The sequence below is a fragment of the Stieleria varia genome (genome assembly GCF_038443385.1).
Classification (GTDB): Bacteria; Planctomycetota; Planctomycetia; order Pirellulales; family Pirellulaceae; genus Stieleria; species Stieleria varia.
Genome location: NZ_CP151726.1, coordinates 1,845,891 through 1,863,565, shown reverse-complemented (window position 1 = coordinate 1,863,565; position 17,675 = coordinate 1,845,891). Strand labels below are relative to the sequence as shown.

Below are 17,675 nucleotides of genomic sequence, written 5' to 3'. Positions count from 1 at the left end.
ACCCATTGGACAGGGGTCAAGCTTTTTGATTGTACCTTTGGTTGCCGGAACGGTGTCGATGGATCGTCTGGGCCAAACACTTTCGCACATTTGTCCCTTGCTGATGGGGCCACCCTCGCATGGGATTGACGGGCCCTGCTCGACCTCCCTCAAGATTCATGAGACTTGTGACCGTCTTTTTTCTTTTTTGTGTCCGGTCTTGGCTGAGGAAAGTGCTCCTCTGTCTGTGCGGTGATCTCCGCGAAATCAAACCCCTCACTGAGGAACAGACATGTTTGCCCAAAAATCCAGAGTGGTCGCGTTGTTGGCTTGTGTCGCGGTCGGAACACTGACAACAGCCGAAACAGCAAGGGCTGATTTGGCGGCAGATTCAAGTTTCGGCTTCAACTGGAGCGGCCAACCGTACGTCGGAGGCTGGGTCAAGAACGTGGGGGTTTTCAACTACAGTCAGAACGGCGGACGACGCGTGCAGCTTTGGTTCTATTACCCCAGCAACGGGACATGGCAGATGGTCATGAATCAGCCAATCGTGGATGTGCCGGCCGGACAGACGCGTGCTTTCCTCACAACGATCAATCCCGCCAGCGTTGGGCCGCAACCGGTTCCGGTCCTTTACATCACACCGGCCATCACGGACATCAACCCCAACAACGACCTGACGTTCCACACCGTCTGGCTGGGCAGTTATTAAGCAACGGAGCATTGCTGATGAACAGCCACCAAATTTGTTGTGCGAGAGCAAAACTTCTCGCCAATCCCTTTCAGCGGCCCCAGCACCGACGATTCGGATCGAAATAGCCAGAAAGACTGTGGCGGGGCTGATGACTGGTCGAGCAACGACTCAGACGCGGTGTTTTTTGGGATGGCAATGAGCCAGCGTGACCTTCGTTGCTGACGGAGCTCAGTGGATCTGGGACCGTATCAGTTGGATCATTAGAACGGCAGGATTGCAAAACGTCGAAACGGTCGAGGTCTTGGATTGTTGCCATGCGGTGCATCCCGTATCGCTGACGTTGGCCGCGTTGGGCTTATCCAAAGAGGAGCGAAATCCTCTTTACCGGCAGCACCGTACGCTTCTTCGAAACGGTCGATGGCGTCGTGTGGTTGACGAACTGTCTTCGCTTCAGCGGGAAGATGATCCGATTGATGCGTTGAGCACAGAAATCTCTTACCTTCGTCGCCACGGTGAGGCTGGCCAACTGAGTTATGTCTCGTTCCGCTCCCGAGGCCCGCCCTGCGGCAGTGGTGCGATCGAAAGTGGAATCCGTCGGGTGATCAACTTGCGGCTGAAAAGTAACGCGATGTTCTGGACCACAGAGAATGCGGAATCGATGCTCCAGGTTCGCTGCCAAGTGACCTCAGATCAATGGGGCAAAGCGATTGTGGAGCTTGCAGAGTTCGAGCATACGGTGGCGTACGATGGCTACCAATGGACTCCAATAGCGACAAGCCGCAAGAATGAAAACTCTCATAGCACCGCAACTTGAGACCGTGATTTACGTGGTTTTAAGGTCGCTTTTTGGGATTGCGCTGGGCTGATCAAAATTTGGGGTTGTGGCACTGTGTCGCTGCGCAAGTTTCTGTCACCTCTTCCGGCGCAGCTGGGGGAGGTCGGATCGAGCGAAGCAAGATCCGGGAGGGGGCCTACGCTGGGCAAAACGCGCTGAAATGCCCTGCCGTTGCGCAATGCCCTGGACTGCCATAAAGTTGAGGTTGTGGACTCGTTTTGCGCAAGATATTTTTCTTGTTTCCTCCGCCGAGACAAGCTCGACAGAAGGTGCTTCGCGGAACGAAACATGCAAAACCAAAATCCGTGTCAACGCCAAGTTTTGATCAGCCCAGGATTGCGTCCTTCCAAGAAACATTTCCGCTCCCGCTTGAAGCCGAGATCGTTCGGCTTCTGTGGCTTGCTTAGTTGATAAAGCAGCACTCAGAATGTTTCCCAAAATGAGGCGACGACTGATCAAGGCTCATCGAACAGAAGATCTGCGGCTTCTTTTCGCAAGATCCTCGCGCTCGCGACCGAGTCCCATCTGAACTTATCTGTTCCCGCCTTGCCGTTTGCCAACAGATCGTCGATCCTCGAGGAGGCCATTTCGAACCAATGTTTCGCCTGGTTTAGATTCCCTCGTCGACATTCAGTCATCGACAAAAACAACATATCACGCCAAGACGCCTCGGCCTCTCCGGATGGTTCCATCAAAGGCGATAGGATTTCAAACGCCACGTCATAGTCACCGGATCGATAGGAAAGGTAACCCCGAAAACTTGCGGCGTTCTCTTTCGCCAGGGCGTGCGACTCGATGCGACGAGCTACCTGCAAAGCTGTTTCGTAATCGTCCACCGCATTGGGCGCTAAGGCACAGGTAAATGCGACCCAAGTCAACATTTCGAATTCGCTATCGCTAGCAAGTTCGGAATACTTGTTTCCTTCGCCACAATATTTCTCCAGCATTCGTAAACAGTTCGCCCGGTACTCGTCATCATCCGCCTTCATGAGTTGACAATTCGCCAGATAGGAATCACGAATCCATGACGTACCCGTTTGGTCGAGCCGACCGGCAAGCCGCAGCATCAAGCGATCGAGAAACACGAGGGTTTGCTGATTCTGCAATTGAACCTTACAGAGTCGCGTAAGAGCTTCGGTCGTCCAGGGTGGCTCCATTGCTGCTTGTGATTCGTCCGGTTCCAGTATTTGGGCTTGATTGGGAAATCTGGCCTGAAGATTTTCGGCGTGATCGAACAGTTGCTCTACGCGATCTAGCCATTGTTTCAATGTTGTGGCATCGGCTTCCGTTGAAGTCACAAGGGTCTCGTAAGCTTGCACTGCCACATTGAATTTTTGCAGATGAACGCTCTGGAGCAGCCGCCAACAGGTCGCATCTTGTGGAAATTGAGTCACCAGTGCTTCGGTATCACGTTCAGCGGTATCCATCGTGCTCAGACTTTCGGCCGGCCAATTAAGCTTTAGTTGCCTCCCCGCTTTTGCGAGGCTTGCGTGGACACGCGTTTCGAGCAAAAGCTTGCTGCTTGGAAGTTCATTCGTCGATGTGCCGAGATGATCGATGAGTCGATCAGCGAGGTAGATGGCGGACTCGTCGTCGACTTGAGCATCGATAAAGACGCGCCAAGCAAGAATCAGATCGGTCTGCCCGTTATCTGGACTGGTGGTTCCGTCGGTCCACTGACTTAGAAAGTGTTCAAACCGCGCACGATCGACCTTTACTCCGGGGCCATGTGCGGCTTGCTGCAAGTCATTCAGTGGCACCCGCCATGGGAGAGCGGGTACAGCCTTGAAGCAATCAACCTTCGTATCGACAGCACTGTCGACCGCTCCGATCATCGTGCCTGTTTCATCAAATGTTGCCGTCATCGGTGTTGGACGTACTTGAGAGGTGCCCCAGACGACTACTTCCCGCGATCCCGTGCCGACCGCGAGTTGCAGCCCGTCGGGACTCCAAGCAACATCGGTGAAGTCGTGAATTCCCTCGGCGGAGAATTGCAACAGTTCCGTTCCCGATGCGAAGTCCCATATCTTGACCGTCCCATCAAAACTCGCCGAAGCAAGGCGTCGGCCGTTGGGTGAGAAGTCGAGGCCAGTTACTGGTCCACGGTTCCCGTGAAGCGTCGCAACCAGCTCGGAATTGTCGGCTCGGAAGATTGTGATCTGGCCATTTTGATCTCCCAACGCAAAGCAAGAATCAGTCGAATGCCAGGCCATTGCCGCTCGGATTCCATCGCCAACTTTTTTGGAATTCCCTTCAACGTCGCGAAGGAATGTGCCGCCCCAACCGCTCTCCAGGAGCCGATTCCCTGTATGATTCCATTTGCCATGCACAAATGGTTTGGGGTTTGCGAGGATCCATTGAGTAATCGGTTCGAGTGTTCTCGCGTTTCGGATGCAGAAGTGGGGCCCTGACGCATTGGCTGCAATGAGTCTGTTGTCGGGACTCCAGAGAGCAATGGATTCGTCAAGTAAGTCCAGCGGCCGAGTTTGCACTTGGCTGGCTGTCCGCGGGTCCACAACAATTAGCTGCTTGCTGTGACTCGGGACCATGATTCGATCCCCGTCGCGGGACCAACTGAGTCCTTTGCAGAGACCCGTTTCCCAGCCGCTCAAACGGTTGAGGGTCGCGGCGTTCCAAACACTACCGGCGCCGCTGTACTTGCCATTGCCAACGTAGATGCCCCCAACCGCCGCCAGCATGGTCCCATCCGGTGACCACTCAATGCGGTGCACCATATTCAACGCGTTGGCCTGGTCTTTCCCCCAACGGCTTTCTTCTCGCGCAGTTCCACCTTCAATTCGGGCAATTTGGTAAGAATGATGTTTCTGAATACTCGACACTCGCAAGTCCATGCTTGAGTCGCAACTAAACAGCCGCTCATGCGCCGCATCCACCGCGATTGATGTGACACCGGCACCATGAATATTTACCACCGCGAGTGGTTGCGTTTGGTCGACGGCGCAAATGTGAATGGTGTGGTCGTCCGAGCAACTTGCAAATCGCTCGTCATCGATCCAGCGAATCGCATTCACATTTCCGTCGTGAGCATCACGTTGGAAAAGCGTACGGCCTTGTTCATCCACGGTGCGAACACGATTTTTTTCCGCCAACGCCAAAATCGTCCCCGATGGATTCCAACGGGCTTCAACGCCAACCGAATCATTGGTCTTTTCAAGTGCGATGCTGGAGCCTGTGGAAATGTTGTAAATTCGCCGCTCACCATATTGCAAGCCTGCCGCGATCAATGGTTTGAACGGGTGCCAATCGAGGCTGTCGCAGAAAGACTGGCTTTGCGGCTGCCGAAGAAACTGCAATTCGCCAGTTTGAAGTTCAATTGTGGCAATTTGACCGAACCAGTTTCCAACGGCGACTGAGTGTCCATCAGGACTCCACGTCAGACCTCGGAGCATCGCGTTGACCTTCGTATTTTTCGGGTCATCAAGGTTTGGTGAAAACGGCGTAATGGTTTGCACGATCGTGAAGCTGTCCAGATTAACAATGTGCAGTTTTCCATCTTGAGTTCCAGCAGCGATTCGATCACCCGACGGTGAGAATTCAAACTCCAAAATGACAGACGGTAGCGTGATTTGATGGATCGGTTGGAGGGTGGCACCGTCCCAAATTCTGAGTCGCCGACCCCAATATGTTGAAGAATTGGTGGCGAATCGATTGCTTGTGCTGCACCATCGAATCGAATCGGCGGGAGTGGATTTCGGATTCGATAGTGCTGACGATGCCGCCCGGTTTTGGTCCTCCAGGAAATACCACTCCCAGCCACGATAGTCGGGTTCGCCGTCAGCCGGAATCGTTTCCTCGAGCAACTGTGTGAGGAGTCCGTAGTCGCCTTCTTTCAGCGCTTGCCCCATCGGATAGAGGCGAGCGACATAGAGATTCCATTTTGCGCGGCGTTCACTAGTCTCGGACTGCTCACGCAGATGTTTTTCGCGTTCTGCGGCAGCCGTCATCGCTTCGGCAAGCTTGGTCGCCCTTGCTTCGGATTGTATTGCATCAACGGCACTGTTCTCGGCCGCGACACGCAAATCAGTCTCGCGATGCCACGATCGCCACATCAGGCCAGCTCCAATGGCGAGCATGGCAAATAATCCGATCGCCGCGGTGGCGACCACTGCCTGATGTCGGCGAACCAATTTGCCTGTTCGCTGCGTGATGGTGGCGCGTTTGGCTTTGATGGGGCGATCGTTAAGGAAGGCACGCAAGTCGTCCGCGAAGTCCTGGGCCGTCGCATAGCGATCATCGGGGTTCTTTTCGAAACCCTTATGAATAATGGTCTCTAACTCGCCAGGGATGGAGCGATCGATCTGACGAAGCTTTTTCGGTTCCTCGAAAGCAATTTGCTGCAGCAGTTGCTGTCGGTCCGGTGAAGAGAAAACAGGCTGGAGCGACAACAGCTCGTAAAGTGTGACGGACAACGCGTAAAGATCGGTGCGATGATCGATGACCACGCGATTTGCGAGCGCTTGCTCTGGGCTCATATAACGTAGCGTCCCCAAGATGTCACCGGTCATCGTCATACCGACGTCCGCTTCGATACGAGCCAAACCGAAATCGGTGATGTAGAGCTGTGCTTCGGAATCGAGCATCAAATTGCCCGGCTTGATATCGCGATGCAATACTCCCTGGTCGTGCGCGTGTTGCAACGCCTCAGCCGCTTGGATGCCAAGCAGGGCCGCCGAGCGAAAGAAGTTCATGCCAGTCGACTGTGATAGAGTGCCGGTGTTGAGATCGGACTTAACCGTGTCGATCTCGCGACACGTTACGGTCACGACCGCCTCCTGCGATCCGCTTGCGATCGTCGCATCGAAGGATCGTTGCTGGGACGTAACAGAACTGACGATTCGGCTGATGGATTCGCCCGTGATCGCTTCGTTGCCGCGGCTTAGTTTAGAGAGTTCGGCGATCACATCGGCCAGCGACTTTCCGCGAATCAACTGCATGGCGTAGTAGTGGACGCCGCGTTCTTCGCCTACCGAATAAACGGAAACGATATTCGGATGATCCAGCGCGGCAGCAGCTCGGACTTCATTGCGAAAACGCTCAAGAGCTTTGTCTTGAGCCATGGCCGCAAAGGGCAAGACCTTCAACGCCACTCTTCGACCCAAGGAAAGTTGCTCGGCTTCATAGACGACGCCCATTCCGCCACGGCCTAGCTCGCCAAGAATCCGGAAGTCGCCGAGCTTCTTCTGTCCCGCGACGTCGGTATCCGTCCGCTTGCCGTTGCTTTCGGCACGCGAATCACCGACGATTTGTAGCGCCGGAAATGTAGCTAGAATTTGTCCGGCGATTTCGGGATAGCGAGCCACGTAATCTTCGACTTGCGGGCACTCTCCGTTGGTCATCCGATCGAAGAATTCACCAGCAACTTCGCCCAACAGCGTATCAAGCGAGTCGTCGGTCAAACGCTCCGATGGCAAGACGTTCTTGCGAGTGATCTTGTCGTTCATCCGCGTGATACTCCCATCTGGGAAAGCTGCTCGCCGAGTTTCAAGATCGCTCGGCCATAACGTTTGCTGGCAGTTTTTGGTTCGATCTCTAAGATTTCGGCGACCTCGGAGTTACTGAGGTGTTCGGCGTTTCGCAAAATCAGGATTTCGCGATCCGACTCCGAGAGCTTCAACATCGCATCACGGACTTGGTCGACTAGCTCTCGCCGCATCGCAATCGCGCTCGCTCGTTCCGAGTGCAGGTATTTTGCGATCGCCATCGAAGAGGCATCGTTGAGCGGCGATTCTCGGTTGATCGCTCGTTTGTCGGCCAAGTGCTTTCGCCTTGCGTCGACTAGCCGTTCCAATGTCTTGCGGCGTAGCCAAAGACGGAAGCTCGTTGGGCGACGTTCGATGTAGTCGTCGATTCTGCGGCTAGCCACCAGTAACGTCTCCTGAATGATGTCCGAAGGATCCATGCGTTGACGCAATCCAGGCTCCATGCGCGCTTCAAGCAAGCGTCGCAAATAGTCGCGATGCTCGGCCAGCAGCGTTTCGAGTGCCCGCTTGTCGCCCCCAGCAATGCTGTGGAGCAGTTGGTCGGTTTTCGTCGAGTTCATCTAAATCACGTCCATTCATGTCGTCGTCAATCCAGACCCCGCAGTATCGCGTTGCTGTCGACGCGGCGGCAGACAACTCAGGGGCAATCCCAAGGCGGGCAAGCGTCGCTAAGTCGTGTAGTGGAAACGCTTTGTGCCACCAGTGCGGTAAATGGAAAAAGTTTTTCGGAGATATTGAGTCGAAAGCAAAACTCGATTGCGGGGTCCTGTATGCCAGCAAGACGTGACCAAGTTTGGCAGAACGCAAACAAGTTCGGTTCAGACGCCATGCGGGTGCAACAAGCACGGTCCGCCCCAACCAATTTACACGACGGAGTCCATCATGTCGCGTTTTCGAAAAGCTCGCAGTCGACTGCAGTTCAGTTCTGCGCATCGCTGTTGTCCGCGCGATTTCGAGTTGTCTTAAAGGACATCAGAACTATCGGTTTCACGAATAAGCCACCAACCAGGCGACGCTTGGCTAGGGACACCTCTCAGATTCATCCCACGACCTTCTCACACGTGATTTTTGCAGATGCAAATTGAAAGACTACTCGAACGCATTGGGCTCCCGAAACATTCGACGAAGCGTCATCGTGCACGACGAAAATCCGCACGTGTGTTTGAACAGCTTGAAACTCGCTTGCTGCTGGCGGCTAGCATCCAAGAAGTCGAGTTAAACGACAGCATCGGTAGTGCGCAAGTCATTCTACCTGAATCCGCCCTGGTGCAGATCTCTGGAAGCATGTCTCCAGATCATGACCGAGCAGACGTCGATTTCTATAAGGTAAGCGTCAACAAAGGGGATCAGCTGTCTGCGCAGGAAACTGAGCCAGCGGGTTCTCCGGTTTCCATTGTCTCTTCCAATGCGGTCGTAGACGCGCGTGCCTTGGTTTCAGCTTCGTATTGTGGAGATACTGTCGGAGATATAGACAGACAGGTAATTCCGCTCTACGATGGGCTGAACCAACAATATACAGCAATGGCAACGGATACCGACATTGGCTTCGCGGGGTCTCAGGCATTATTGAATGTCGATATAGCACTGTCTGACCCATCAGGCGGACACCTCACCCTCACCTCGAACCTCAATGCGGGTGCGAATACAGAAACGTGTAAAGTTGAAAATTATCCGGAATCAGAGTCGTCGGCATATGCTGAAGCGACAAGTTCTTATGAAGTGGATCTGAACTTCAGTGGGACAGTCATCGTAAGCGTGGCTGGTGCGAGAAACGGAATTACGACCGAAAGCGGAACAATACTCTATAAGCCGGGCTCCTCCGCCAGGTTGCAACAGGTTTTGCAGGTTGCATCTGGCACAGAGGAGCAGACTGCGTCCAGCCGCTTAACTTGGAATATTATCCAAAACGGAATTCGGGTCGGGGTATTCGATAGCGTTGGACAAATATTGTCTACAGGAGGTTCATACATTTTTCCGGAGACAGGCGACTACTACGTCGGAATCGCCAGCGCCACAGATTTCAATTTTGACGGCAACATTGATATGCGTAGGAGATCGACAAGCGAATATGCGTTGTCGGTCACGCCCGCAGTGCCGGAACTAGATCTGCGAATTGCATCTTTCGATTGGGATCCGCAAGCTGGTGTTAAGGGGACCTATACGATCGATGGCAGATCGCTTGATGTGCCATCTTTGATTGGTTTCTATTGGAGCGTTGACACATCTTTTGACGGATCAGATTTACCTGCGATTGGTACAAATCGGATTCAAACTGAGCTTGAGCCTGGAACGTACCCATTCAACTTTTCAGGTGGCGCTTCGTGGAATGCGCCGCGGCCGGATGACGAATACCTGATCGCAGTCATCGACGTTAATAACGCCGTTGATGAGGGATCGCTCGAAAACAACAACGACGCGATGACGCTAGTCATTCTGGATGCATTGAATGTCAATGTAGATTTTCAAGTCGATCAGACATCGCTTGAACTGAAGGATACACTGAAAGCCCGTACCGTGATTTCGAATCGCAGTCCTTTCCCGGTTAACGTTAGTTATTATCAGCAACTTGTCCCCGACACACCTGACTGGGCATGGCCCACGCCGATTGAAGACACAGGTACGCTGGTCATTCCCGGAACTCCATTAGTGGTCAACAGCGATCTGCCGCTGAATTGGCCCTGGATTCCCAAAGAGAACCCCATCAAATCGCAGAATCCTGACAGTTGGGATTTCTATACCGGTCTCATTTTTGATTTTGCCTCATTTAGCAAGAGCAGCTATGTGAAAGCAATCAGTGAGGTTTATTCGATAACCAGTTTTCTCAGCTCGCTCGAAAAGAATCTTCGCCTTTTCAATCTGCAAGACCCGTCAGTCAGAATTGCGTTCGATGCCGAAGCAACACCACTGGTAAAGGGTGCTCCGACATTTGATACGCCGGATGGCATCTTCGTAACCGCTACAGTTCCAAAAGACAAGTTGGACGCATTTAACGAGTTTGTGGCACTATTAAATAAGTTCGATGCGTTCTTGTTCAACTTGGCACAGCTCGACAATCCAGTTTTGTCTCTCAATACAGTGGGCGCCTGGATAAAGAAAGAGATGATTGAGGTTGCGGATCTTGACAAGCTGTGGGCTAAAGCAGTCGACCCCCCGGATCCGGAATTTACTCAGTATGTTTCGCCTGGTTTTGCTCCCTTGGCTTTCATCGAGTCGTTGCCCGCCGGACCGTACAGAGAGCAGCTTGAACTTGAGAACGACGCAAACACCATACAACGGGCAATGTTTGCCAGCATCGACAAGAAAGACGGTGCAAAACTGGCAAGTGAAGAAATATGGGAGGCGGAACAATTGGTCGCCTCCTCAAATCTTTCACATCGTCTGGCATCACTTCGCATGCGTGCCATAGCGAAGGAGTCAGCCATTTCGCCCTTCTATGATACGTTGTTAGCGACACCAGCCGTGGCGGCAACACGCTTACAGCAAAATGGGCTTTTGGACATCGTCCGTGATGAACTTCTGCAACAGGGTTGGTCAACGCAATTACTGGAGACTATCGATGCCACTCTAAGAAGCGTTACCGAGCAGGACCTGGAGGGCTACGACAGCAGTAGCGCGGTCGGAATCGGCTATTCGAATTATTTGAGTGGTGTCGCAGAGTCGTTTTCACTGCTATCCGAAGCAATTCGAGTTCGTGTCGATAAACTCGACTACCCCGTGAGGGAGCTGACACCGGAGGAACAATCGTTGCTGTTGGGATATAGGCAGCAAATGGATGAGATGCTTGCCAGTGGTGTGCCCCGGAGCGGTTTGTTAGCTAATGTAGATGAGTATCTGGCGACCTCCCGCCGTTTGGCGCTGTCAACGAACAATTGGAATGCAGTGTCCGACCATCTCAACTTCGCATACCTAGTGCCGGTGAATGAACCAGTACGCTTTGCAGACTTTGAGGGGTTTAAACAGTTGCTCGAAGCCAGAGCGACCGAAGGATTGATAAGCAGTAGTGCGGCACAGACGATCCTTACAAGTGCCAGCGAAATCGAAGCGTTGATCGCTTCCGAAGCCTGGACAGAGTTGAATCCTGCCATAGATCAGTTGGCAGAGAGTATCGTTGCCTTGCCGAGTGGCGCGATATCGGAATCTTCCTTGAGTCAACTCACCTCGTATCTTGGTTACTTGCGCGAGTTGCTAAACCAAAGCGTATCGCCCCAGGCGCCGCTAATTATCGACCTGCCGCAACAAATCACTGCTGACGCAGGGGAGTCACTATTTTTAACCTCTGCCGCGACAGCCCTCGATACGGCGACTGGCAATCTGGCTGGCGGCTGGCTGACAGTTGAACTTGTTGGTCAAAGTACTGCGGATTCAATCAGCTTAACCAACGATGACAGTGTGCAGCTTACGGCTGACAACGAGATTCTTTTCGACGGACAGGTGATTGGTACCCTCCACGCGAATTCCAGTTCAGAATTGCGCATCAATTTCCGTTCGAATTGCGCATCCGAAAGTGTTACACGTTTGCTCCGGCATATGTACGTAACACGCGGTAGTGAGGTGTCCGAGTTGGCCCACACCCTGGTTGTCCAACTTTCCGACGGTGTGGGGGGGCTCTCAGCGAAGTACGCAATACAATTGACAAACACCGTTACACCACCGATCCCACTGATTGTGGGTATCAGTGGCCCTCTGAACGAAGGTGCCGAGATTCTGGTCGCGGCAGCAACGGAGAACGCTGTGGTACTTGCTGGATCGTTGCAGTACGATTGGAGCGTCGGCAAGTACTACGCAAACGGATCCGCAAATCCCGATTTCGCCACGGGCCAGGAATCGGCGTGGAGCTTTACACCGGATGACAACGGCCAGTACGAAATTAATCTGACCGTCACCACACAATCTGGTGTGGCGAGATCGATTAGCCAGTTGATCGACGTCGGAAACCTGCCACCGAGCATGGCGGCGATTGATGCGACGGTGATAGTTAATGAAGGAGCCACAGCCGGCAATAGCGGAACGTTTTCTGATCCCGGTGTTGATGCGGTTGTGTTGACCGCTTCGATCGGAATCGTCGTCGACAATGGCGACGGCACGTGGAGCTGGTCATGGGACACCAGCGTCGGGACGGCGGAGTCTCAAACGGTCACCATCACAGCCACGGATGCTGACAATGCCGCGACGACTGTTGATTTTGAGCTGACTGTGCTGCCCCGCTTGATAGTCACAAATACGAACGACAACGGTCCAGGGTCGTTGCGTGGAGCGATCGAATTTGCCAACAGCCATCCGGGACCTGACACGATCCTCTTCAACATTCCAACGTCCGATCTGGGCTTTATCGATGTGGACTCAGGCCTGTCTGGCGGAGACTCGATTAGCGATGCCTTTGTCATCCGGCCACTGTCCGCCCTGCCAGGTCTGACCGACACCACAGGCGGCACAACGATCGACGGTCGGACACAAACAGCTTTTGGGGGCGACACCAATCCGTTTGGTCCGGAGATTCTTCTGGATGGAATTTATGCCGGTGGCCATGGTCTTGAGTTGTCGTCCAACAAAAACAATGTGTTCGCTTTAAACATTCAGCGATTTAGTGGGAACGGAATCAGCATCCCGGGAGGTAGTAATAATTGGATCGCTGGAAACTACATCGGTACTGATGCGACGGGCATCCACCCGCTTGGTAATCTGCGCAGCGGTGTGTCACTCCTGAACGGTGCAAAATCAAACCGTGTCGGCACCGATGGTGACGGCAACCGCGATGAAGCCGAGCGAAATGTAATCTCCGCCAACGGCTTCCTTGGTGTTGAAATTGTGAATAATGGCACCGATTTCAATGTTGTGGCCGGCAACTTCCTTGGCACAGATGCAACCGGGCAGATCGATCTGGGCAATGTTTATGATGGAGTCGCGATCTGGCAGGGAGCGAGGTATAATCGCGTCGGAACCGATGGAAGCAATGATGACTTTAATTCCGCCGAACGAAACCTGATCTCCGGCAACAATCGCCATGGAGTGTTCGTACTTGACATAGGAAGTGATTACAACACAATCGCCGGCAACTATATTGGCACAAATGTGACTGGCACCTCCGGACTGGCAAATGGCACCCAGACTTTTGATCACGGTGTGCTAGTTTCCAACGGCGCCAACTCAAATCGGATTGGCACGAATGGAGACGGAATCGCCGACGCCGAAGAGCGGAATCTGATTTCCGGCAATACTGGATCCGGAATCGCTTTTGCCGACCCTGGCACAGCACACAACGTTGTTGCTGGCAATTATCTCGGCACCGACGGCTCCGGCACGATAGCCTTGGGCAACCGACTCCGAGGCGTCCAAATCAGCGGTGGTGCTCAATTCAATCTGATTGGGACCAACGGGGACGGAATTGCTGACGCAGATGAGCGAAATATCATCTCCGCGAACACTGACCGCGGCATCTGGGTGACGGGAACTGGTACGGACCATAACACCTTCGCGGGCAACTACATCGGCACCGATGTTACGGGCTCTCTCGACCTTGGCAATGGTACCCAGTCATACCATTCCGGAATCACATTTACTTCTGGCGCAAAATCGAACCTTGTTGGTACGGATGGGGACGGTTCGGCTGACGAAGCAGAACGAAATGTAATCTCCGGAAACACTGGTTATGGGATACTCATCGACGGAATGGGCACCGACGCCAACATTGTGGCAGGCAATTTTGTTGGCACGGATCCCGGGGGCATAAACGCACTTGGTAACAGCAGGAATGGGATCGCCGTAACCAGTGGGGCGAAATTCAACATCATCGGAACCAACGTCGATGGCGTCGGCGATGCGAGTGAAGGCAACGTCGTTGCCGGCAATTGGGCAGCCGATATCAATATTGGCGGCGGCGATTACAACACCATTGCTGGGAACATGATTGGAACGGACAAGTCGGGCGCAGCGATTCTTGACGGACCTTCCGTGACGGGCGTCCGGATCGGAGGCGGCTCTCAAAACAATCTTGTTGGCGGATCCAACCCGGCTGCACGCAATGTGATCAACAGCCACTCTCAGGGCGGCGTCTCTATCAGCGGAAAAGTGTTTTCCACGAGCCAGCTGCCAACGACCGGAAATCGCGTGCAGGGAAACTTTATTGGACTCGCGGCTGACGGCGTCAGCGGTCTGGGCGATGCCGGAAGCGGGGTCTCCATTCTCGATGGAGCCACAGGCAATGTTATCGGCACTGATGGTGATGGAATTGGAGATGCCACGGAAGGGAATGTGATTTCCGCCAACACACTTCAGGGCGTGCTGATCCGAGGCACCGGCACCGACGGAAATGTGGTCGCCGGCAATTTGATTGGCACTGATCACACGGGTAAGACCGCCCTTGGCAATTTGGGTGATGGTGTCCGCATCGACCAAGGGGCAATGTCAAACTTCATTGGCACCAACGGTGATGGATTCTCGGATGCATTGGAGCGAAACGTCATCTCGGGAAATCGCTTCGGATTATACATTGCTGATCCGGGCACAGAACAGAACACCGTAGCCGGTAACTACGTTGGCACTGACGTTTCCGGCACTGCCAGCCTCGGCAACAGCTTTCGCGGGGTCTATCTCGGCTTTGGCGCACAATTCAACGTGATCGGTTCCAATGGCGACGATATTGCCGACCGATCAGAACGAAACCTCATCTCTGGTAATGGCGACTATGGAGTCCTTCTTGGCGGTGCCTCGTTTAACACGGTCGCCGGCAATTACATTGGCACAGACGTCACCGGCACCATTGCATTAGGCAATGGGACCTACACGTACGATGCTGGCGTTTCGATCGGTGGTGGTGCGAAGTCCAACCGCATCGGAACCAACGGAGACGGCATCGCTGACGAAGCGGAAGGAAATCTGATTTCCGGCAACGTCGGTTATGGCGTCAAAATCCAACACGCCGGAACTGAGGGAAACATCGTTGCCGGCAATGACGTCGGCACCGACGCGTTAGGCTCAGCTGCCATTGCCAATGGTGCCAACGGAGTCGCTATCATCAGCGGCGCCAGCTTCAACATCGTCGGTACGAACGGCGACGGTGCGGGTGACGATGGTGAGCGGAATGTCATCTCGGGCAATGCGTCACAGGGAATCTTGCTGGCCAACTCGGGTACCACTGGCAATGTTGTGGCCGGCAACTTCATTGGTGTCGGCACCGCTGGCATGAATCCGTTGGGCAACGGCGATAACGGCGTGTTCATTGTCGCTGGTGCTCAGTCGAACCGTATCGGCACGAACGCTGACGGTGTGTCGGACGACGTGGAGACAAACCGGATTGCCTTTAATGCTGGTGCCGGCGTGGCAGTTTCTGATTTGGACACCACCGGCAACGACATTCGTCACAATGCCATCTATTCCAATGGTGGGCTAGGCATTGATCTGACCGGTGGCGCGGAGGATGCGTTTGGCGTGACGTCGAATGATCCTGGTGACGGAGACACGGGGCCCAACTTCTTGCTGAACTTTCCCATGCTGGATCTGGCCTTCGTGAGCAACTCCACTCTGATTGAGGGGTCAATCAATAGCACTCCCAGCACGACTTTCACCATCGAACTGTTTTCCAACGCAACCGCCGATCCCTCCGGTTTTGGTGAGGGCGCGACATTCCTTGGGGCCACCATCATTACCACAGACGCTGGTGGAGACGGGAGTTTTTCAGTGATTTTTTCAACGGTGGTTCCTATTGGCCATTTCGTCACCGCCACCGCCACTGACCCCTCGGGCAACACATCGGAGTTTTCGAGCGAGATTGTCACCGTGGACAATCGCCCGCCCACGGCAGTCGCAGGTGGAATGTACGCGGTGGATGAGGGGGGAAGCATTCAGCTGGATGCTTCATCCAGTACAGACCCGGACCAGACTTCGACGACGCTTTCCTACGAGTGGGATCTGGATGGCGATGGTGCGTTCGGCGAGACAGGAATCGCCGCGATACGCGGAGATGAGGTTGGCGTCTCTCCATACTTTTCTGCCGCCGGTCTCGACGGTCCGACTTCCGCAATAGTCCGTCTGCGGGTGACGGACGACGCCGGGCTCACCAGCTTCGACACTGCCGCAATTGATGTTAACAACGTGTCCCCAACGGTTCATGCTGGACCTGACCTGATCGTCGATGAGGGGAGCATGGTCTCCTTGTTTGGATCGTTTACCGATCCGGGGACTTTCGACACTCATGCTTTTCTATGGCAAGTTAGTTCAACCAACGGCCAGATGATTGATGCCAGCGTCTCAGACGACTTCCATTTCACTCCCACCGATAATGGTGTTTACACGGTTGAGTACACGGTAACGGACGATGACGGAGGATCAAGTACGGACCAAGTGATCGTGAAAGTTTCCAACGTCGCACCGCGCATTACAACGACGGCTGCGACGGTCGAGGTGTACGAAGCTCAGACCGCTTCAAACAACGGCTCCTTCTCCGATGCAGGTGCCGACGTGGTGAAGTTGACCGCATCGGTTGGTACGGTGGTTGATAATCTGGATGGCACATGGAGCTGGTCGTGGAATACCACCAACGGACCGGATGAATCTCAAGCGGTGACGATCACCGCCACCGATTCGGATGGGGATGCAACGTCGGTTGACTTTGCGTTAACGGTGAACAATGTGGCGCCGACTTTGACTAGTGTCGTGTCCTCGGCAGATGACGTTGACGAGATTTCTACAGACGGGTCGGTGACGGTAAGCGGCACATTCGTTGATCCCGGGATGGATACGCATACGGTGACCGTCGACTGGGGCGACGGCACGGTGGAAAGTATTTTTGTGGATCAACCAGCCGATACGTTCATTGACAGTCACGACTATGAAGAGGGTGGCATCTACCAAGTGACCGTGACCGCCGCAGACAGTGACGGAGCCGTGTCCGAGTCCTTGACGACTCAGTCTATCGTCCAAGGTGTCGGACTCGTCGATGGAACGCTCTACATCATCGGCACGGACGGCCGCGACGATGTCAAACTGAAGTTCAACGAAAAGAAGGACGAACTAAAAGTTGACGTGAAGCTGAACCAGGGCGGCAGCGATGGCGGCAAGGACAAAGGGAAAAACAAACACAAGCGTGATAGCGATGGTGGTTCTGATGGCGGTCGCGATGACAATAGCGACCGTGTCAAGCAGACATTCCCTTTGTCGTCAGTTGATCGAATCGTGACGTACCTACGTAGCGGCGATGACCACTACGGCAGCGGATCGGATGGTGGCAGCGACGGAGGATCCGACGGCGATGCCGATGCGGTGATTCCCCAGTTCGTCTTCGGCGGTGCTGGTAACGATCACATCCGGGGAGGTCGCGGCAGCGATGTGCTCATCGGTGGTAGCGGCAAAGATGATTTGCAAGGCGGTGCCGGCAGCGACATCCTCATCGGCGGTACTGGTAGGGACAAGATAAAAGGCGGCCGTGGCGATGACTTGCTGGTCGGCGGCTCTGTGGCCTGTGAAGACGATTTCGCTTTGTTGGATGCCGCCCTAGCGGACTGGGGCACTGGGAGTTTAGCTGCAACGCTGATCGACTTGGGGACGCTGGCAGATGATGACGAAAAGGATGATCTGAAAGGTGAATGGGACGATGATCACCTGATTGGCAACGTTGGTGACAAACTGAAACAGTGATCATCAGATCGGGATCTCGCCTGATGGCGTTGGGACA

General features: G+C 54.0%; 5 protein-coding genes. 3 read left to right on the top strand and 2 right to left on the bottom strand.

Annotation, left to right across the window (positions count from 1 at the left end; translation table 11 throughout):
* Positions 1-271: 271 nt before the first annotated feature.
* Together Pla52nx_RS06405 and Pla52nx_RS06400 are read left to right on the top strand one after the other, a co-directional pair.
* Complete coding sequence (locus tag Pla52nx_RS06405) at positions 272-691, top strand: hypothetical protein (protein WP_146523357.1); 420 nt, start codon at positions 272-274, stop codon at positions 689-691.
* A 187-nt stretch (positions 692-878) separates the two neighbouring features.
* Positions 879-1,487, top strand: a complete 609-nt coding sequence (locus Pla52nx_RS06400; RefSeq protein WP_146523356.1) for a hypothetical protein — start codon at positions 879-881, stop codon at positions 1,485-1,487.
* Positions 1,488-1,963: 476 nt separating this feature from the next.
* Here the strand turns inward: Pla52nx_RS06400 and Pla52nx_RS06395 are convergent, their stop codons facing one another.
* Positions 1,964-6,970 (bottom strand): WD40 repeat domain-containing serine/threonine protein kinase, encoded by a 5,007-nt coding sequence (locus Pla52nx_RS06395; RefSeq protein WP_146523355.1) that lies wholly within the window; start codon positions 6,968-6,970, stop codon positions 1,964-1,966.
* Positions 6,967-7,569, bottom strand: coding sequence for a sigma-70 family RNA polymerase sigma factor (locus Pla52nx_RS06390; RefSeq protein WP_146523354.1), 603 nt, complete (start codon positions 7,567-7,569; stop codon positions 6,967-6,969). The genes Pla52nx_RS06395 and Pla52nx_RS06390 overlap by 4 nt, the downstream gene beginning before the upstream one ends.
* 514 nt (positions 7,570-8,083) lie before the next feature.
* Here Pla52nx_RS06390 and Pla52nx_RS06385 point away from each other — a divergent pair.
* On the top strand, positions 8,084-17,638 hold the full coding sequence (locus Pla52nx_RS06385) for a PKD domain-containing protein (RefSeq protein WP_146523353.1): 9,555 nt from the start codon (positions 8,084-8,086) through the stop codon (positions 17,636-17,638).
* Positions 17,639-17,675: the final 37 nt, after the last annotated feature.

Excerpts from the sequence above, each read along its gene's own strand:
- Pla52nx_RS06405 (WP_146523357.1), top strand. The coding sequence starts at position 272 with ATGTTTGCCCAAAAATCCAGAGTGGTCGCGTTGTTGGCTTGTGTCGCG.
- Pla52nx_RS06385 (WP_146523353.1), top strand. The coding sequence starts at position 8,084 with ATGCAAATTGAAAGACTACTCGAACGCATTGGGCTCCCGAAACATTCG.
- Pla52nx_RS06390 (WP_146523354.1), bottom strand. The coding sequence starts at position 7,569 with ATGAACTCGACGAAAACCGACCAACTGCTCCACAGCATTGCTGGGGGC.
- Pla52nx_RS06395 (WP_146523355.1), bottom strand. The coding sequence starts at position 6,970 with ATGAACGACAAGATCACTCGCAAGAACGTCTTGCCATCGGAGCGTTTG.